The sequence below is a fragment of the Vibrio sp. GJ43-1 genome, assembly GCF_055808835.1.
The window spans coordinates 607,128-627,926 of sequence record NZ_CM147884.1 but is presented as its reverse complement, the minus strand read 5'-3'; the positions used below and the strand labels follow the sequence as shown (position 1 = coordinate 627,926).

Sequence of the window (20,799 nt, the reverse complement as noted above, 5' to 3'; positions counted from 1 at the left end):
ATTAAAAACAGGACGTCACAATAAATTCTGGAGATGAATATGAGCAACTATGGTGAACTGCTAATTGAAGGCAACAATGTCGTAAAAGACTTTCCAATTAACAGTAATACGCTATCTCAACCAATGATGCGCGCAATTAATGACGTGTCATTCAAAATGTATAAGAGTCGCGGCTTAGCCGTTGTAGGCGAGTCCGGCTCAGGTAAATCAACCACTGCAAAAATGATCGCAAAAATGTATGCGCCAAGTGGCGGCGAAATTAAATATCGCGGTCGAGATATTCAAGAGATTAAAAAGCAAGCTGAGCTAACCCAGTATCGTCAGGGTGTACAAATGGTATGGCAAGACCCATTTGGGTCTCTCAATCCAACACACACCATTTTTCACCACATTGCGCGCCCTTTGCTCATCCATAACAAAGTAAGCAAGCGCAATAAGAAAGAACTGGAAGAGCGCATCTACGACTTACTGGAACAAGTTGGACTCATTCCAGCAAAAGAAACCGCGGCAAAATACCCCCATCAACTTTCTGGTGGGCAGCGTCAACGTGTCAACCTTGCAAGAAACATCGCCATTGGCGCTGAAGTCGTTCTCGCGGATGAGCCAACTTCAATGTTGGATGTCTCTATCCGTGCAGGTGTCCTTAACCTAATGGAGGAGATGAAGTTCGAAAAACAAATGTCACTGCTGTACATCACCCATGACATTGCAACGGCGCGATACATCGCTGAAGACATCTCCGTTATGTACGTGGGACATATGGTGGAATGGGGCGATACTGATGAAGTCATCGCAAACCCTCAGCATCCCTATACGCAATTGCTGGTCTCGGCAGTACCTGATCCATCCAAGTCGATTCATGAAAAGCTGAAGGGTAATAAAGGCGATATTCCACTGTGGACACCACAGTCTGTTGGTTGCCCATTTGCTGGGCGCTGTACCCATGCCACCAGCCGCTGTAACGAAGCCCTGCCAAGTGTCACTAAATTGGCAGAGAACCACTTCGTCCGTTGTTACCTTTACGAAAACTAATCAACGACAACTAATAAAACGCTCCCTCGCAAGAGGGAGCTGACTAACACCATTCGCTGGGATACATCATGCAACTTTTAACAAACCACATTGGTTATCAAGCAATCGGCTCCAAACGTGCGGTTGTCATGTCGCCAACGGCACTCACAGAGCTGAGTAACGCATTCTTGATCGATGCCAGTACTCATACCATCGTTTCAGAACTGCCTCTCTCCGGTGGTGCGCAAATTGATGAATGGCATCAAGGTTACTTTTTTGACATTGATTTCAGTGAATGGACACAACCTGGCGAATATTATCTAAGCTACCAATCGGTTTGTTCCCATCGCTTTCAAATTGCACATCATCGCCTATTGGATCGCGCTTTTTCCGATATGATCCATTACTTCAAATCTCAACGTTGCAGCGGCAGTATTTTTGATAACGCTGACCAAGCAGCAAAAGTGATTGGCAGTAACGAACGCGTTGATGTTCATGGCGGTTGGTATGACGCCTCTGGTGACGTAAGTAAGTACTTAAGTCATTTGTCCTACGCCAATTATCTCAATCCTCAACAAACCCCGATGGTGGTATGGAATCTATTAAAAGCAGATGACGTATTACATAGCTCTCTAGAACGCTCTTTTGTACAAGCTAGACTCCATGAGGAAGCACGTTACGGCGCTGAGTTTTTACTGCGTATGCAGCACCCCGACGGTTACTTCTACATGACCGTGTTTGATAAATGGAGCAAAGATACCGAACAACGCGAAATCTGCGCCTACGAAACTCAATTGGGCCACAAGAAATCCGACTATCAAGCGGGGTTTCGTCAAGGCGGGGGGATGGCCATTGCCGCATTAGCGAAAACAAGCCGGTTAGCCAACCTCTCTGCGGATGAAGCACAGCAATTTTTAACCGCAGCCGAATCAGGCTACGCGCACCTAAAAAATTCAATACGCAGTACCTCAATGACGGCACTGAAAACATCATAGATGAGTACTGTGCACTGCTCGCCAGCGTCGAGCTTTATCGCTCTACCAAACAAAGTCAGTACTTAAAAGAAGCAAGATACTGGGCCGATGCGCTAGCACAACGAGCGGCCCACGATGAACAGTTTACTTTCTATTGGTCGAGTAATGACGATGGAACTCGCCCTTATTATCACGCAGCTGAAGCGGGACTGCCCGTAATCGCGCTCAATGAATACGTCGCAATTGAAGATGACTCTTCTCGCACTAAACGATTCATTGAGCTCATACACGAGGCATGCCAATTCGAGCTTAATGTGACGCAGGAGGTGTATAACCCATTTGGCTATCCTCGCCAGTATGTAAAGCCCATTGATGATGCTAAACGCAGCGCGTTCTTTGTTCCCCATAACAACGAGTCCGGTTATTGGTGGCAAGGGGAAAACGCCCGTCTGGCCTCCTTGGCCACGATGGCACTGACCGTGCAACCTCTACTCCATGATTCACAGTTAAAAGAAGCGCTGGAAAGCTACGCTGCTAATGCAATGAACTGGATTCTAGGCTCCAACCCTTACGACATGTGCATGTTAGATGGGCACGGTCACAATAACCCTGACTATTTGGCAGACCTCGGCTTTTTTAATGCTCATGGCGGCATTTGTAACGGCATCACCGCTGGATTCGATAATGAAAGCGACATTGCCTTTAATCCGCCAAATCAAAAAGATGACATGTTACAAAACTGGCGCTGGGGAGAGCAATGGATCCCCCACGCAGCTTGGTTCCTGCTGGCTACCGCATTGACTCATAAGCACTATCAACAGAAGGAGACTTCCCATGCCTAAATTTATCGCTGGTATCGACGGTGGAGGGACCTCTTGTCGAGCACGAATCGTCAACGAACAGGGCGAGCTGATTGGTGAAGGAAAAAGTGGTAGCGCCAACATCATGCTCGGTGCTGATGTCGCCATGTCTGCGATCATCAAAGCACTCACCATCGCACTGACGCAAAGTGGACTTAATCGAGATAGCCTGAAAAATCTCGACGTTGGGTTAGCACTTGCAGGTGCTGAGCATAAATCGTCGTATCAAAAGTTTACCGCCATCTCCCACCCTTTTGCCAGCATGACGCTCAACACCGACGCGTACGGTGCATGCTTAGGCGCACACCAAGGTCAAGATGGTGCCATCATGATTGCTTAGGTACTGGTTCTTGTGGACTGCTACTCAAACAAGGCAAACAGTTTGTCGTAGGTGGTCGCGAGTTTCCAATTTCAGACCAAGGCGGAGGCGCGGTAATGGGACTACGCCTTATTCAAGAAGTACTACTCATTCAAGATGGTATTCGTCCTACTTCTCCTTTAGCGGATTTAGTCATGACGCACTTTAAGCATGATGTGGACCGCATTGTTGAGTGGTCCAAGAGCGCGCTTCCTTGTGATTATGGACAATTTTCTCCCGCTATTTTCGACTATGCCTTACTTAACGAAAGACTGGGCAAATCATTACTGCAACAAACCGCTGACGATATTGAAATGTACTTAACGGCCTTAAATCAAAAAGGCGCACAACAAATTTGCCTGATGGGCAGCATTGCCCAACGTATCCATAAATGGTTATCACCCGCCGCTCAACGCTGGATTGTAGAACCGAAGGGTGATGCTATGGATGGGGCACTGATGATGGCTGGACAAAGCCAACACAATCTATATTAAAGGGAGGCGAGTATGGATTTTCGCGTCGATATTGCCGTACTAGACAGCCATAAGAAAGGCAGTCGCTTTGGCTTAACATTGCATAATCTATCTGAGAAAAGCTACCCACATTGGCGCCTTAGCTTTACCTTTGACCGCTATATCGATCCTGCCAGTATTTCTGTCGGTCACATTACTCAAACAGGCAGTTTTTGCACGCTTGAACTTACCGATTCTGTGCTCTATTCCAACCACCATGTGTATATAGAGTTTTCTATCCTAACCGCGCCGTTTCGCTTCCTTTCCGATGGGATTAAAGAAGCATATTTAGACACAGATTCACTATCGAGAGAAACGGTCAGTGTGTCACCTATCGTTCTTAAACATGGTTACGATAAACACACCACGGTACCGAACGTAATCGCGCATAAACATCAGCTCATCCCTCACCCGGAACAGATTACTTTCACTGATGGCCACTTTGAACTCTCACGCTATAGCCAGATTTCATGGGATCATCCAGACAATAAAGGCGCAGCGGGTTGGCTTCAAGAAGAGGTTGAGCGGTTATTTGCGATGACACCTAAATCGATAGGACAACAAGGTGTGCACTTTAAGCGTAGCCCTGTGCTTAGCAGCGAAGAATACAAGCTCAATATCAGCCATGGCGGTGTCATTATTGAAGCCACTGATACTGCAGGATTTATATACGGTGCGAGCACACTACTGCAGCTATGCGCCTTTGATGAAGCTCGACAAACACTTTCAGTACCCTTTGTTTCCATACAAGATAAACCGCGGTTTTCCTACCGTGGCGTGATGCTTGATAGTGCCCGACACTTTCAGCCTATCAACGAAATTAAGCGCTTCATCAATTTATTAGCACACTACAAGCTCAACACCTTTCATTGGCATCTCACTGATGACGAAGGGTGGCGCATCGAGATAAAAGCACTTCCAGCGCTAACTGAGATCGGCGCATGGCGTGGACCTGATGAAGTAATTAAACCTCAATTTCACCATATTTCAGAAAAATACGGCGGTTACTACTCACAAAGCGACATCAAAGAGGTAGTGGAATTTGCTAGCGCACGTGGTATTCAAGTCATCCCTGAGATTGATATCCCAGGTCATTGTCGCGCCGCTATCAAAGCCTTGCCACACCTACTAGTAGACCATGAGGATAAATCCACTTATCGCAGCGTCCAGCACTACACTGATAACACCTTATCTCCTGGGATAGCAGGTACTTACCAATTTTTAGATACTGTACTAGAAGAAGTTGCCGCACTCTTCCCTGCCCCCTACCTGCATATTGGCGCAGATGAAGTTCCGCTAGGCTCTTGGGTTAATAGCCCAAGCTGTAAAAAACTCATGCAAACCCATGGCTATAGTAGTGCAAAAGAACTGCAAGGGCATTTACTGCGCTATGCAGAAGATAAGCTGCGCTCACTTGGCAAGCGCATGCTAGGTTGGGAAGAAGCACACTTCGGCAACAAGGTGAGTAAAGACACCATTATCTACTCTTGGCTAAGTGAAGAAGCCGCGATCAATTGTGCCAAAATGGGCTACGACGTCGTACTTCAGCCGGGACAAACGACCTATCTCGATATGGCTCAAGATTATACCTGTGAAGAGCCTGGTGTCGATTGGGCGTCGGTCATTTCTCTTGAGCAAGCTTACCAATACGAACCGTTATCTGACATCGCCCATAATGACCCCGTTAAGAAGCGCATTCTCGGTATACAGGCCGCACTGTGGACAGAAATCATCACTCATCAGGACCGTTTAGACTATATGGTTTTCCCGCGCTTACTCGCGCTAGCCGAAACCGCTTGGTGTCATGAACAACGTAAAGATTACCCCTATTTTCTGGCAAGGCTAAAGCCCCATTTAACCTTGCTCGACAGGCAAAACATCCGGTATCGACACCCATGGTCTGAATAACCCACTCTCTGTAGAGACAGATCATGCATCGCATACCTATCACTGAATAATTAGAAGTTTTTATAAGGAAATACTCATGCAATACGGCTACTTCGATAACGACAACCGTGAATATGTTATCACTCGTCCCGACGTTCCAGCACCTTGGACCAATTATCTTGGTACCGAAAAGTTCTGTACGGTGATATCACACAATGCAGGGGGGTACTCATTTTACAATTCTCCTGAATATAATCGCGTCACTAAATTTCGTCCCAATGCGACGTTTGATAGACCGGGACACTACGTTTATTTAAGAGATGATGAAACGGGTGACTATTGGTCTATCTCTTGGCAGCCCGTTGCGAAGAGCTTAGAAGAAGCTCAGTACGAAGTGCGTCATGGGCTGTCTTACTCAAAATTTAAATGTGACTACAACGGGATTGAAGCGACAAAAACGCTTTTCATCCCTAAAGGTGAAGACGCCGAAGTATGGGATGTGGTACTGCGTAATACCAGTAATAAGCCACGCACAATCAGTACCTTTTCTTTTGTAGAGTTTTCTTTTAGCCACATTGCCTCAGACAACCAGAATCATCAAATGTCGCTCTATTCAGCTGGCACTGAGTATCAAGATGGCGTGATCGAGTACGACCTTTTCTATAACACCAATGAAAAAGAAGGGTTCTACTATCTTGCTTCAACCTTTGAACCGGATAGCTACGACGGTCAGCGAGACAGCTTCTTAGGGCTTTACCGCGATGAATCAAACCCAATCGCCGTTGAGCGTGGGCAGTGTTCAAACCATGTTCAAACCTGCTACAACCATTGTGGTTCACTGCATAAACAGTTCACAATTCAGCCTGGTGAAGAGGTTCGCTTTGCCTACGTGCTTGGTATTGGCAAAGGGAATGGTGCTCGGTTGCGTAAAAAGTACCAAGATCTAAATGAAGTTGACCAAGCCTTTGCCGCAATTAAGACTCACTGGGATGAACGCTGCGCAAAATTCCAAGTCACGTCTCCTAATGAAGGGCTTGATACCATGCTCAATGCGTGGACGTTATACCAAGCCGAAACCTGCGTGGTTTGGTCACGATTTGCTTCCTTTATTGAAGTCGGTGGACGCACAGGGCTGGGTTACCGAGACACGGCTCAAGATGCGATGGCTGTGCCACACTCGAACCCAGAAATGACGAAAAAGCGTATTGTCGATTTACTTCGAGGGCAAGTTAAAGCGGGTTATGGTTTGCACCTGTTTGATCCCGATTGGTTTGATCCTGAGAAAGCCGATGTTGAGCCATCAAAATCTCCAACGGTGGTTCCAACTCCGAGTGACGAAGATAAGATCCATGGTATTGCCGACACTTGCTCTGATGATCATCTATGGTTGATCCCCACCATTTGCCGCTATGTCATGGAAACCGGTGAAACCGAGTTCTTTAATGAAGTCATCCCTTATGCTGACGGTGGCGATGCGACCGTCTACGAACATATGAAAGCGGCGTTAGATTTCACAGATGAGCATGTTGGCGCAACAGGCATTGCTAAAGGACTACGTGCGGACTGGAACGACTGTTTAAACCTCGGTGGCGGAGAGTCTTCTATGGTGGCTTTCTTGCACTACTGGGCATTACAAGAGTTTGTCGACCTTGCCAATTACCTTGATAAGCCTAACGATGTTGCTTGCTACGAAGCCATGGCTAAGAAAGTTCAAGATGCCTGTGAAACTCACCTTTGGGATGACGACGGTGGCTGGTATATCCGCGGTATCACCAAAAATGGTGACAAAGTCGGTACCAATGAACAAACCGAAGGGAAAGTTCACCTTGAGTCAAATACTTGGGCCGTCGTCTCTGGCGCCGTTAGCGAAGAGCGCGGTCAAAAGGCAATGGATGCCGTTGACGAATACCTATATTCCGATTACGGACTGCACCTCAACGCCCCATCTTTTGCTACACCTAATGATGATATCGGTTTCGTGACGCGTGTTTATCAAGGCGTGAAAGAAAATGGCGCTATCTTTTCTCACCCGAATCCCTGGGCTTGGGTAGCCGAAGCGAAACTAGGCCGTGGTGATCAAGCGATGAAATTCTACGACTCACTTAACCCATACAATCAAAACAACAATATCGAAACCCGTATCACTGAACCGTACTCGTACGTACAGTTTGTTATGGGCCGCGATCATCAAGATCACGGCCGTGCCAACCATCCTTGGCTAACGGGGACTTCTGGCTGGGCCTACTACGCCGCAACGAATTACATCTTAGGGGTTCGCCTTAGCTTTGAGGGGCTCATTGTCGACCCTTGTATTCCAACGGACTGGCCGAGTTTTAAAGTGACAAGAGAATGGCGTGACGCCACTTATCACATCACCGTAGAGAACCCAGATAGTGTGAGTAAAGGCGTGAAATCCATGACACTAAATGGCACAGAGATAACGGGAGCCATCGCACCACAACAAGCAGGCTCTATCAACCATATCCACGTGGTACTGGGCTAATTCCCACCCAATAGCAACTATCAATACGAGCTCTTCGGAGCTCGTTAGGAGAGAAATATGATTAAATTTGGTACGGGTGGCTGGCGTGCGTTTATTGGCGAAGAGTTTACCCGAGATAACGTTAGGATTGTGGCTCAGGCCTTAGCCAATATTATTAACCACGAAGGCGTGGCCGATAAGGGGTTTGTCATCGGCTACGACCGACGCTTTTTATCGGATAAAGCCTAGTCAATGGTTTGCCGAAGTACTCGCAGGAAATGATATCCCGGTTAGCTTCATCAATAAATTTGTACCAACGCCTATCGTCATGTATCAGGCTAAGCACATGGGCTGCGCCTATTCTGCTTGCATCACCGCCTCTCACAACCCCGCCGATTACAATGGCGTGAAAGTGTTTATCGAAGGGGGGCGGGATGCTGATGAGATCATCACAGAAAAGATCGAATCTCAGATCGCTACGTTAAGCGCGGAACAGATCCAACGTCTCGACTTTGAAACCGCGGTTCAACAAAACAAGATCATTGAGATCAACCCAATGAATCAGTTTGTCGATTCAATTATCGATCTGATTGATATTGATGCGATCAAGCAAGCCAACTTACGAGTGCTCATTGATCCTATGTTCGGTGTGGCTAAGAACGCTCTGCAGACCGTACTAATCAATGGTCGATGCGATGTTGATGTTATCAACGATGGTAAAAATCCAGACTTCGGTGGTTTAATGCCATCCCCGAATGCCGCTACGCTTTATCGTTTAAAGCACCTTGTTGCGGCTGAAGGCTATGATATCGGTATTGGTACCGATGGTGACGCCGACCGACTGGGCATCATTGATGAAAAAGGTAACTTCATTCATCCCAACGAAGTCTTGATGCTGTTGTACTACTACTTACTTGAGTATAAAGGTTGGACTGGCTCGGTAGTTCGAAATATTGCAACCACTCATCTACTCGACAAGATCGCCGCGCATTATGGACAAAAGGCCTTTGAGGTTCCGGTAGGCTTTAAGCACATTAGTGCCCAAATGGAAGCTGACGACTCACTTATTGGTGGGGAAAGCTCGGGCGGTTTAACCATTAGAGGCCACATTAAAGGTAAAGATGGCGTGTTCGCCTCAAGCTTACTGGTAGAAATGCTGAGTGTCACCAGCAAAAAGCTCTCTGAGTTATTAAATGAAATCTACAGTCAATATGGCTACGCCTATACCGCCGAGGGTGACTGTACGTTCAAAGCCTCACAAAAGGATAGCCTATACCACAAACTCTATATCGAAAAGCAACTGCCTGAATTTGATTACGATATTGATAAAGTGAGCTACGCCGATGGCGCTAAGGTCTACTTTAAAAATGGGGGTGGGTCATTGCTCGCTTCTCAGGAACAGAACCGTTGTTACGTATTTTTTGTGAGATGGAAGATAAAGAACAAGCAGAATATGTTCTTCAACAGATGAAAGGCTTTTTGTCGTTGTAGTCTCTGTTACCTTTCTCCTTGCTTCCTGTTATAAGGACCTGCCTTACCAAATAATGGGCTAGCAAGGAACTCCCTATAGGTGGAGAACATCTTTGCCCGATGAATATTCATCGGGCTTTTTTTGTGTGCGCGAATGGGTGATTAACTTTTCATGTAGTAGTCCAATACTACCTAGCATTGTAACAATATTGTTAACACCTAGCCTCTCGCATCTTACTATTTGCAAAATGGTAACGTCAAAAAAGGAACTGAAAGATGGCTAAAGTATTAATTATTGCTGGCGACTTCGTTGAAGATTATGAGTTGATGGTGCCATTTCAAGCATTAGAAATGGTCGGACATGAGGTACTCGTCACGTGCCCTGACAAAGAAATAGGAAACACAATAAAGACCGCGATTCACGACTTTGAAGGCGATCAAACTTACACTGAAAAGCCTGGTCATTTATTTACACTGAATGCAACTTTTAACGACATCCATGACGATAACTTTGATGCGTTGCTTATCCCTGGTGGCCGAGCTCCAGAATACCTGCGCCTTAACCCTCGCGTCATCGCATTGGTGCAAGCCTTTGCTCAGTCCAAGAAGCCCATTGCCGCCATTTGCCACGGAGCACAACTCCTCGCGGCTGCCAACATTATCGAAGGTGCCAAGATATCAGCCTACCCTGCTTGCGCCCCAGAAGTAACACTAGCGGGTGCGGAATATATCGATATTGATGTCACTGAAGCGTATACCGATGGCATCTTTGTAACAGCCCCCGCATGGCCAGCTCACCCTCGTTGGCTTGCACAATTTAATACTTTGTTACCAAGCTAATCATATAACGATTACGACCAAAGCCTAACAGACATAAGCGGTAAGTCGACTATGCTAGCAGGTAGAACCTCAACAAATTGGTCAGGCTATGTGTGAACTATACTCAGGGACAGAGCTCGCATTATTTGAGCTAAAGTCACGCTCTGTGCGCTTGGATGGCGTGGTCACTAGTATCAGGCTAGAAGCCGTATTTTGGAAAGTAATTGAGGATATTGCTTCTGACGCAGACCTCTCCGTGGCAGAGTTTCTCACGCGTATTTATAAAGAGGTCATCACAAAAAGAGGTGAAATAGGCAATTTCACCTCTTTACTTCGCGTCGCATGTACCACTTATCTCAATAATGGCAAGCGTATTGTACTTTAGAGTCAAGCCGGGGCTTATCATTGCTAATGGCCATAAAAACTCCAAGTCACCATTTGGTTAATGTCGCTAACTAAAAGCCACGATCCCTTGAGATTCAACACTTACTGCCACGCTTTGGCCGACATTCAATGCCTCCATTGACGTCGCAAGCACTCGCGTGCCTTTTATATCCACCACATAACGGCAGTGGTCACCCATGAATTGTTGCTCTACAACATGAATGCTACTTTGCTCAGAAGAGGATAATTGAATCTGTTGTGGTCGAACCAACAACTGACACTTTGCACCTTCCGCAATAAAAGTACACGATGTCGCAGCAATCTGCCCTATTACAGTATCAAACGTCGAGCTTGCGATATGCGTCGCTTCAAGGTAACTGCCGCCCCCTAAGAAATCGGCGACAAATTTACTGGATGGACAGAAGTACAATTCTGACGCACTGCCATATTGCTCAATCACGCCCTCATTCATCACCGCCATTTTATCGGCAAAAGCAAAAGCCTCTTCACGACTGTGAGTCACGAAGATAGCCGTGATGCCTTGCTTCTTAAATATCTTACGGATCTCACGAATCAACTCATGACGAACTTGCGTATCAATATTTGAGAATGGTTCATCGAGAAGAAGCAGATCTGGCTTATAAGCTAGGCTTCTTGCTATCGCCACGCGCTGCTGCTGACCACCAGAAAGTTGATGTGGGTAACGGGCTTTAAACGCCTCAAGATGAACCAGACGAAGCGCTTCATCCACAATAGAATCTTGTTGCTCTTTAGGTTGCCCCTTGAGTCCAAACGCAACATTTTCTGCCACCGTCAAATGCGGAAATAACGCATAGTCTTGGAAGATCATACCAATATTACGCTGCTCTGGCGGTAACCATGTTTTACCATCATCAATGACTTTTTCATTTAACGTCATTAACCCACCGGACAAAGGCAGCAAACCAGCAATCGCTTTTAGTAGTGTGGTTTTGCCACAGCCACTCGCACCAAGCAAACAAACAATCTCACCGTGATTCACTTGCAGCGACAACGCTTCCAACACCATTTGAGAGTCATATTGGCAAGAGAGGTTTTCAATCGATAATGCGGTCGTCATTAGTGGGGTTGCTCCAAAGATCGATTAACAATGATGAGAGGGATAAGCCCAACCAATACTAATAAAACCGTAAGCATAGCCGCCAACTCTAAGTGCTCATCAGAGGCAAAGTTATAAACGTAAGTCGCTAATGTTTCGAAGTTAAATGGTCGCAATAACAGCGCCGCATTGAGCTCTTTCATCGACTCAATAAACACCAAAAGACCTGCTATCAAAATCCCGCGTTTAATCAAAGGAAAGTGCACGCGGGCCAACATTTGGTTTTGCTTGCAGCCCATCGTACGTGAGGCCATATCTAGTGAAGGCGAAACCTTGCTTAAACTGGTTTCGATACTACCAATGGCGACGGCTGAAAAGCGCACCACCATAGCAAAAACAATCGCAAACATAGAGCCAGAGAACAGCAATCCAGGACGCTTCCATTCCATCCAGACGGCAAAGTCGTTAATCGCATGATCCATAAATAGCACAGGCACCATGACACCAATCGCCAATACCGTTCCCGGAACCGCGTAGCCTAATGAGCTGGCTCTCATGAAAACTTGGCTGGATGTATTGGATGCTAAACGACGATAAAAATTCACCACTATCGCGATAGCGACAGCAATCACGGCAGCAATAATCGATACCTTGAGGCTGTTCATTGCATAGAGCTGAAATTCAGGTGTCCAGCTTTGAGCAAAGTACTTATATGCGTAAATAACCAGTTGACCAAGAGGGAAAATAAAGGCTATCGACACCAACCCCCAACACCATATTACGGCAAACCACTTTTTCCAACCTTGAAGCTCATAGCGAAAATCTTCATGGCTATTGTATTGGTTTTGAAACAGTTTTTGACGACGACGGCTGTATCGCTCAGCCCCCAACAGTAACACGATCACCATCATCATTAATGCGGATATTTTGGCTGCAGCGCTTAAGCTAGAGTAACCTAACCAAGTATCATAAACCGCAGTCGTGAGGGTATTCACAGCGAAATAACTGACGGTACCAAAGTCTCCAATGGTTTCCATTGCCACCAACGACAAACCCACCGCAATAGAAGGACGGGCCAATGGCAGAGAAATTCGCCAAAAGCTTTCAAGTGGTGTGCATTTTAGTAACCTAGCCGATTGCAACAGCGAGACATTTTGCTCCATAAATGCTGCACGGCATAGAAGATAGACATACGGATAAAGGACAAGTGACAATACCACCGTAGCACCACCCACGGTTCTAATGTCCGGGAACCAATAGTCGCCCACTCCCCATTCAAATACGTTTCTTAGCCATATTTGTATTGGGCCAGCAAAATCAAACCAATCGGTAAAAATATAGCCAATAATGTAGCCAGGCATCGCGAGAGGAAGCACCAGCGCCCATTGCAATACTTTTTCTGATGGCAACTTACACATGGCCATAAACCACGCACTGGGCACACCAAGGATAAGAGAAAGTATCAGTACACCAACAACAAGAAGCACTGTATTTATGGTGTAAGTGGGCATCACCGTATTTATTAGGTGCGAGAAGATATCACTTGTTTCACCAAGCGCTGTATAGAAGATCGCTAAAATAGGTAAAACCAGTAACAGAGTAAGCACTCCACTACTGGTTTTCCAAACTGCATTTTTTTCTTTCATTGCCTAAACATACATCAGGCGACACGAAGTCGAGACGTTCAGTAACCGGAATTCAATAAGGGGTATTATACCCCTTTTTGCCGATTAAAGGTCGAACTTAACTTCATCTAACAATTTGATTGCCGCATTGTGATAACCCGCGATGTCATCAAGTGAAACCGTGTCTGCTTTATAGTCGCCCCACGATTCAACTAACTCCGAGCGCTTCACACCCTCTTTAACCGGGTATTCATAGTTCACTTCTGCGTACATCTGCTGTGCTGTTGCACCCGTTAAGAATTCCATTAACTTAAGTGCATTATCTTGGTTTGGTGCGTATTTCGCCATCGCCATACCGCTGATGTTTACGTGCGTACCTTCCGATTTTTGATTCGGGAAATTAATGTAAACCGCGTCTGCCCATGCTTTTTGTTCTTTGTCGTTAACCATTTTACCTAGGTAATAGCTATTACCCAGTGATACATCACAAAGCCCTTCTTTAATCGCTTTTACTTGAGCACGATCATTACCTTGAGGTTTGCGAGCTAGATTAGCTTTTACGCCTTCCAACCACTCTTTCGTTTCCGCTTCACCATGATGAGCAATCATTGAAGATACTAGAGAAACGTTGTAAGGGTGCTTACCACTACGAGTACAAATTTTACCTTTGTATTCAGGGTTCGCTAAATCAGCATAGTTAAAATCTTCACTAAGCTTGCCTACACGGTCTTTTGATGAATACACATTACGAGTACGTAATGTCAGAGCAAACCATTCATTTTCTTTGTCTCGATATTGAGCAGGAACGTTGGCATTGATAACGTCACTTTCAACGGCTTGAACCACGTCTTTATCTGTGAGTTCAGCAAGGCGGCTAATGTCAGTTGTTAATACGACATCGGCAGGACTATATTCACCTTCTTGTTGAAGCTTCTCTGCTAAGCCTTTTTTAGCAAACTTTACATTAACCTTAATACCAGTCTCTTTCGTAAACTCATTGAACATAGGCTCAACGAGAAACGGTTGACGGTAAGAGTAAACGTTGACTTCTTCAGCGGCCATTGCTGGGGCAGCAAATCCTGCGGCGATTGCTGATAGGGCTAGCAGTTTTTTCATTATTTAGTTCCTTTAATTCAAAATGAGAACGTTTATCAGTTGCGTTATTATATTCATCTCCGGATAGAAAACAATGATCTGACATAAAAAAACCTGCCACGGTGGGCAGGTTTTTCAGCAATTATGTAACAAAGTGTATATTAAATATGACGCTCTGAATTAGGTTTTAGTCGCTACTTTGAAGTAACAAACTCAGGGTACGCCCCTACACCACAATCATGCATATCCATCCCTTCCAGCTCTTCATCTTCTGATACACGAATACCCATCGTTGCTTTAATTACCGCCCAAACGACCAGGCTTGCACCGAATACCCAGCCAAAGATGACTGCCGCCCCAAGTAACTGAGCACCAAAGCTCGCATCACCATTGCTCAGTGGTACGACCATCAAGCCAAAGAAGCCACACACACCATGAACTGAAATCGCACCGACTGGATCATCAATCTTAATTTTATCAAGGCCGATAATACTAAATACCACGAGTGCACCAGCGACGGCACCAATTGCCACAGAATAAACCGTGTGATGGCGAGAGTGGATCCGCAGTGATTGCGACTAGGCCTGCAAGTGCGCCGTTAAGAATCATCGTCAAGTCTGCTTTGCCCCACGTTGTCTTACACACTAACATCGCAGCAATCGCACCTAAGCAGCAGCGGCAGCATTGGTATTTAAGAAAATTTGTCCAACCGCTGTTGCATTCTCAAAGTCAGAGACCATTAGTTGAGAGCCGCCGTTAAAGCCAAACCAACCTAACCAAAGAATAAACGTACCTAACGTTGCAAGTGGCATGTTTGAACCTGGAATTGGATAGATTTCACCGTTCTTGCCATATTTACCTTTACGAGCACCTAGGAGTAACACGCCGACTAGTGCTGCTGCTGCGCCTGCCATATGTACAATACCAGACCCTGCAAAGTCACTGAATCCAGCTTCAGAGAGGAAACCACCACCCCATGTCCAATACCCTTCCACCGGGTAGATGAAGGCGGTTAGCGCGACAGAGAAGATTAAGAATGACCATAACTTCATTCGCTCAGCAACCGCACCAGAGACCACTGACATTGCCGTTGCAACGAACACAACCTGGAAGAAAAAGTCAGATTCTAACGAGTGGTCCGCGCCTTCCGCTTGTGTTCCAATGAGTGCACCAAATGATGGTAACCAGCCAGCTTCCGCATTATCGACATACATAATGTGATAACCGACAACCAAGTAACAAGTACAAGCAATGGCGTACAAGCAGAAGTTTTTTGTTAAAATTTCAGTGGTATTTTTAGAACGGACCAACCCCGCCTCTAACATGGCAAAACCCGCTGCCATCCACATAACCAAAGCGCCTGAAATAAGAAAGTAAAACGTATCCAGCGCGTAGCGTAGTTCACTTACTGTTGTTGCTAATTCCATAATAATGTCTCCAATCCCTTAAAGTGCTTCAGCATCCATTTCGCCCGTACGAATACGAACGGCTTGGCACAAGTCATACACAAAAATTTTACCGTCACCAATTTTTCCGGTTTGCGCGGCATTTGAAATGGCCTCGACAACTCGATCAACATTATCGGCGTGAGTGGCAATCTCTAACTTCACTTTCGGTAAAAAGTCCACTTGGTATTCAGCACCGCGGTACAATTCTGTGTGTCCTTTTTGACGGCCAAATCCTTTGACCTCAGAAACCGTCATACCTTCTATGCCGACATCAGCCAGCGCTTCACGTACGTCGTCTAATTTAAATGGTTTAATGATTGCGTTAATAAGTTTCATGGCATCCCCTTCGCCGTATGTATCCCTGTTGTTGGAATAACACTTTCAAGGCGCGTGCCAAGTTTTTAACACATTGATATATAAGGAATGAATGGATATATGTTAATAAAATGAAAACGCATTGCACCCAATTGGTGCAATACGCTCACAAAAATAAGGCAAGCATTCGGTTAAGCACTAGAACTGTGCATTAGAGTGGTAAAGCAACCTATCGGTTATGAATAAATCGCTCCCACTGAGCGATAACAGAACTAAAGTCCTCAAGACCTGACTCACTAAAGCTTTCACTACTGTAAAGCTCAAAGTCTTCGACACTATCGCTAGTTACATCAAAATTCAGACAGTTTTCAAATACATGGACCTCTGACTCAAGAATGCTTAACGAAATTTCTTTGCCTTCCCAACGAAATTCCTTACTGGGGTATTGCGATGCTAAAGCCATTTGAGCTTTAATTTCCGCAATGGTGCGATCACACGTAGAGATCTCCTCTTGGAATAAACGTGCCAGTACCTCATGTCCCATTTCGCACCGGACCATATATTCTCCGGTGAGCGAGTTTTTAATAAATTCGAATTCCATCACATTGTCTCTTAGCAATAACCGGATGATTATACCTTAAATTCCAATGTTCTCGGGTATACTCAAAAGATTCCTAGTAGTCGAGACAACGAGATGCAACTCAACGCATTGATAGCGAAACAAATTGTTGATAGAGCGAAGAAGATCATTCAACACTCAATCAACGTTATGGATGATAACGGCGTGATTATTGGATCAAGCGATCCTTCACGCTTGCATCACACCCATGACGGTGCGTTACTGGCAATCAAGGACAATCGTATTATTGAAATTAATGATGCGGTCGCGTCGACACTCTCAGGGGTAAGAAAAGGCATTAATTTACCCATTCTTTATGATGATAACGTCATTGGTGTCGTCGGAATCTCTGGCACACCCGATGAAGTCCGCAGCTATGGCGAGCTAGTCAAAATGACGGCTGAACTCATCGTAGAACAAGCGGCGTTGATGCATCAAATCCAATGGAACAAGCGCCACCGTGAAGAGTTATTGCTACAGCTTATCCAAGGAACCAGCTTAAACGAGGGACAGTTACTCTCCATTGCTCAGCGATTAGATCTAGACCTAGACCAACCACGCGTTGCAGCCGTCATTAAGGTGATTCCCAAAGCGAATGAAACGCTAACACTGGAACATCTACAACGATTGGTTCATTTACTCGAATATCCTGAGCGCGACAATATTGTCGGCATTGTCTCGGTGTCTATGAACGAAATTGTGGTACTTAAGCCGATTACGGTTCAGCAAACTATTTGGAATCGACAAGAAGAACAAAAGCGCGTTGCCAAATTAATGAAGCGCATCGACCACGAGTGCGACTTTTCTATTCAAATGACCATTGGTGACTATTTCCCTGGCGTCATTGGATTGGCGAAATCTTACGAAACGGCTAAATCCACAATGGAAATCTGCCAACCAAAAGCAAAGTCGATCCTTTTTTATCACGATCACAAGTTATCAGTGTTGGTCAGTAGCATTAAAAGAGACCCTTGGCGAGCACAGCAATTAACCGATCCACTGAATAAGCTCATACAGTCAGACACCAAAAACGTGCTAGTAAAAACGCTGCGTGTTTTTTTGAACAGAATTGCGATCTAGCTCAAACTTGTGAACTGCTACATATTCATCGAAACACGCTGCGTTATCGACTAGACAAAATAGAGCAAGAAACAACACTAAATATCAATAAGTTAGAGGATAAGATTCAACTTTATCTTGCTTTGAAATGTATCTAAATAAATCACAAAACTGTTCATCTGCACAAATACGTTATCATTCCTATCTATAAATCTGTCACTTCGCATAAAGCTTTAGCCCTATTCTGTCGGTAGTCTGTTTTCAACAAGGTGAAACTCTACACCGACAAGAATTCTAATAACTTACGCGGAAAACTCAAAATGATAGAAGTCTCTACTCTCGGTGCCTTAGCGGCATTGGTCGTCGCTATAACACTCATTCTCAAGAAAGTACCACCCGCATACGGCATGATTATCGGTGCTCTCATTGGTGGCGTGATTGGCGGTGTCTCGCTAACAGAAACCGTCAGCTTAATGATTGGTGGTGCGCAAGGTATTGTCACCGCTGTACTTCGTATTCTCGCGGCAGGCGTGTTAGCAGGTGTGCTCATTGAATCTGGGGCCGCAACTTCCATCGCAGAAACCATAGTCAAAAAGGTTGGTGAAACTCGTGCACTACTTGCACTAGCAATCGCAACCATGATCCTCACCGCTGTTGGTGTCTTCGTTGACGTTGCCGTTATTACCGTTTCCCCTATCGCACTGGCGATTGCACACCGTGCCGATATTTCCAAAGCCGCTATTTTACTTGCGATGGTTGGGGGCGGTAAGGCAGGTAACGTCATGTCACCCAACCCAAATACCATTGCGGCCGCTGACGCTTTTAACGTCCCACTGACCTCGGTAATGGCAGCCGGCGTTATTCCGGGGATTTGCGGTATGATTGTCGCGTACTTCATCGCAAAAAAATTAATCAACAAAGGATCAAAAGTGGCAGCGAGCGAAGTCGTTGCGGTTGACCATTCTAAGCTCCCTTCTTTTGTCGCTTCTATCACGGCTCCTATGGTTGCGATTGCGCTGCTATCACTGCGCCCGATTGCAGGTATTAACGTTGATCCTCTCATCGCGTTACCACTCGGTGGTCTTATCGGTGCTGTCGTGATGGGACGCTTTGCCGATACCAACCACTTTGCCGTCTCCGGCCTCAGCCGAATGGCCCCAGTGGCAGTGATGTTATTAGGTACGGGTACGCTAGCAGGCATCATCGCTAACTCAGGGCTAAAAGATGGATTAATCGATGTTCTTACCACTTCCGGATTGCCTTCTTACCTCCTTGCGCCTATTTCTGGCGCCATGATGTCACTGGCAACAGCATCCACCACGGCTGGTACTGCCGTCGCTTCCAGCGTCTTTGCAGGCACCATACTTGAACTCGGCGTTCCCGCATTAGCAGGGGCGGCAATGATTCACTCGGGTGCAACCGTACTCGACCACATGCCACATGGTAGCTTCTTCCACGCGACGGGCGGTGCTGTTCATATGGACATTCACGAGCGCCTAAAACTCATTCCTTACGAGTCGGCTGTCGGTCTAGTTATCGCCTTTGTCTCTGTCATGATGTTTGGTGTATTTGGTTTATTTGTATAAGGTTTTGTCATGAAAATTGTAATTGCTCCTGATTCATATAAAGAAAGTTTAACGGCAATGGAAGTGGCACAAGCCATTGAAAACGGATTCAAACAAATACTGCCTAATGCCGAATACATCAAGTTACCGATGGCTGATGGTGGAGAAGGCACCGTGCAATCTCTCATCGATGCAACTGGAGGGGAACTGGTCTCAGCCTCCGTCATCAGCCCACTGGGTCAACGTGTTGAAGGGTTCTACGGGCTACTCGGTGATGGCAGCACTGCCATCATTGAAATGGCAGCCGCCTCCGGTATTCACTTGGTCTCGGCAGAAAAACGTAATCCACTGATCACGACCTCTTACGGCACCGGAGAGTTGATTAAAGCCGCACTAGACAAAGGCGTAAAACACATCATTGTCGGCATTGGTGGTAGTGCCACGAACGATGGTGGCTTAGGCATGGCTCAAGCACTGGGCGCGCAGTTGCTTGATGGTGAGGGTTGCGAACTCGGTTACGGTGGTGGCGAGCTCAATAAACTGACTTCCATTAACATGGACCACGTCGACTCACGATTAGCAGAGATCACGCTCGAAGTCGCGTGCGATGTCGACAACCCACTTTGTGGCGATAAAGGTGCCAGCGCTGTATTTGGCCCACAAAAAGGAGCGACACCTGCCATGGTGGCAACACTTGACACCAACCTTTCGCACTACGCTGATGTTATCCGATTAACCAATGGCCGTGATGTTAAGCACACCCCTGGCGCTGGCGCTGCGCATGGACTAGGTGCGGCATTCCTTGGGCTATTTAATGCTGAACTACGTCCCGGTATACAGATAGTAATGGATGCGATTCAGCTCAGTGATGTCGTCAAAGATGCCAACCTTGTCATTACTGGTGAAGGACGTATCGATAGCCAAACGATTCACGGTAAAACGCCGATTGGGGTCGCGAGAACGGCAAAAGCGTATGATATTCCCGTCATTGCAATTGCAGGTAGCACAGCAAAAGACTGTCACGTTGTTTATGAGCACGGTATCGATGCGGTTTACAGTGTCGTGCTTGGCGCAACGGATCTGGCAACAGCGTTGGAAGAAGCCGCGTTTAATGTAGAAATGACGTCGCGCAATATCGCTGCTGCCCTCACAATGACCTTACCACGATAACAATGGCAATCTGGGCATGTATAATCAGACCATGCCCAGAATGAACCACAGCGTTATCTAGACAAAAA

At 46.1% G+C, this 20,799-nt stretch carries 12 protein-coding genes and 5 pseudogenes; 11 read left to right on the top strand and 6 right to left on the bottom strand.

What is annotated here, in order from left to right; translation table 11 throughout:
• The first annotated feature begins 39 nt into the window (after positions 1 to 39).
• The 8 genes and pseudogenes from AC0L66_RS03025 (at position 40) to AC0L66_RS02990 (ending at position 10,758) form a co-directional block, all read left to right on the top strand.
• A complete protein-coding gene (locus AC0L66_RS03025) occupies positions 40 to 1,032 on the top strand; it encodes an ABC transporter ATP-binding protein (protein ID WP_265676554.1) in 993 nt (330 codons plus the stop codon).
• Between the two features lie 68 nt (positions 1,033 to 1,100).
• Positions 1,101 to 2,827 (top strand): annotated as a pseudogene (locus tag AC0L66_RS03020) (glycoside hydrolase family 9 protein).
• Positions 2,820 to 3,697 (top strand): annotated as a pseudogene (locus AC0L66_RS03015) (glucosamine kinase nucleotide-binding domain-containing protein). Before AC0L66_RS03020 ends, AC0L66_RS03015 begins: the two co-directional pseudogenes overlap by 8 nt.
• A 12-nt stretch (positions 3,698 to 3,709) precedes the next feature.
• Complete coding sequence (locus AC0L66_RS03010) at positions 3,710 to 5,623, top strand: beta-N-acetylhexosaminidase (RefSeq protein WP_265676550.1); 1,914 nt, start codon at positions 3,710 to 3,712, stop codon at positions 5,621 to 5,623.
• A 76-nt stretch (positions 5,624 to 5,699) separates the two neighbouring features.
• Positions 5,700 to 8,105, top strand: a complete 2,406-nt coding sequence (locus tag AC0L66_RS03005) for a glycoside hydrolase family 94 protein (RefSeq protein WP_265676548.1) — start codon at positions 5,700 to 5,702, stop codon at positions 8,103 to 8,105.
• Positions 8,106 to 8,162: 57 nt separating this feature from the next.
• A pseudogene (locus AC0L66_RS03000) lies at positions 8,163 to 9,575 on the top strand (phosphoglucomutase/phosphomannomutase family protein).
• 255 nt (positions 9,576 to 9,830) lie between these two features.
• Positions 9,831 to 10,394: a DJ-1/PfpI family protein gene (locus tag AC0L66_RS02995; protein ID WP_473568346.1), complete on the top strand. Its 564-nt coding sequence runs from the start codon at positions 9,831 to 9,833 to the stop codon at positions 10,392 to 10,394.
• Between the two features lie 88 nt (positions 10,395 to 10,482).
• The gene (locus AC0L66_RS02990) at positions 10,483 to 10,758 is read left to right on the top strand and encodes a ribbon-helix-helix domain-containing protein (protein WP_265676545.1); all 276 of its coding nucleotides are present in this window, start codon (positions 10,483 to 10,485) and stop codon (positions 10,756 to 10,758) included.
• A 66-nt stretch (positions 10,759 to 10,824) separates the two neighbouring features.
• Here AC0L66_RS02990 and AC0L66_RS02985 read toward each other — a convergent pair whose 3' ends face one another.
• The 6 genes and pseudogenes from AC0L66_RS02985 to AC0L66_RS02960 all read right to left on the bottom strand — a co-directional run bounded on the left by AC0L66_RS02985 (position 10,825) and on the right by AC0L66_RS02960 (position 16,919).
• Positions 10,825 to 11,856 carry an ABC transporter ATP-binding protein gene (locus AC0L66_RS02985; RefSeq protein WP_265676544.1) on the bottom strand — a complete coding sequence of 344 codons (1,032 nt, stop codon included), beginning with the start codon at positions 11,854 to 11,856 and terminating at the stop codon, positions 10,825 to 10,827.
• A complete protein-coding gene (locus AC0L66_RS02980; protein ID WP_473568344.1) occupies positions 11,856 to 13,481 on the bottom strand; it encodes an ABC transporter permease in 1,626 nt (541 codons plus the stop codon). The genes AC0L66_RS02985 and AC0L66_RS02980 overlap by 1 nt, the downstream gene beginning before the upstream one ends.
• Positions 13,482 to 13,565: 84 nt before the next feature.
• A complete protein-coding gene (locus AC0L66_RS02975) occupies positions 13,566 to 14,576 on the bottom strand; it encodes a Fe(3+) ABC transporter substrate-binding protein (protein ID WP_265676542.1) in 1,011 nt (336 codons plus the stop codon).
• Positions 14,577 to 14,749: 173 nt separating this feature from the next.
• Positions 14,750 to 15,982: pseudogene (locus AC0L66_RS02970) on the bottom strand (ammonium transporter).
• Positions 15,983 to 16,000: 18 nt separating this feature from the next.
• Positions 16,001 to 16,339, bottom strand: coding sequence for a P-II family nitrogen regulator (locus AC0L66_RS02965; protein WP_250617406.1), 339 nt, complete (start codon positions 16,337 to 16,339; stop codon positions 16,001 to 16,003).
• Positions 16,340 to 16,547: 208 nt separating this feature from the next.
• Positions 16,548 to 16,919 (bottom strand): YacL family protein, encoded by a 372-nt coding sequence (locus tag AC0L66_RS02960; RefSeq protein WP_265676539.1) that lies wholly within the window; start codon positions 16,917 to 16,919, stop codon positions 16,548 to 16,550.
• Between the two features lie 93 nt (positions 16,920 to 17,012).
• Here AC0L66_RS02960 and AC0L66_RS02955 point away from each other — a divergent pair.
• From AC0L66_RS02955 to AC0L66_RS02945, 3 genes and pseudogenes are all read left to right on the top strand, one after another.
• Positions 17,013 to 18,154: pseudogene (locus AC0L66_RS02955) on the top strand (sugar diacid recognition domain-containing protein).
• A 162-nt stretch (positions 18,155 to 18,316) separates the two neighbouring features.
• Entirely contained in the window at positions 18,317 to 19,582 is a 1,266-nt protein-coding gene (locus tag AC0L66_RS02950; RefSeq protein ID WP_265676537.1) for a GntP family permease, read from the top strand.
• Between the two features lie 9 nt (positions 19,583 to 19,591).
• Entirely contained in the window at positions 19,592 to 20,731 is a 1,140-nt protein-coding gene (locus AC0L66_RS02945) for a glycerate kinase (protein WP_473568341.1), read from the top strand.
• Positions 20,732 to 20,799 lie beyond the last annotated feature (68 nt).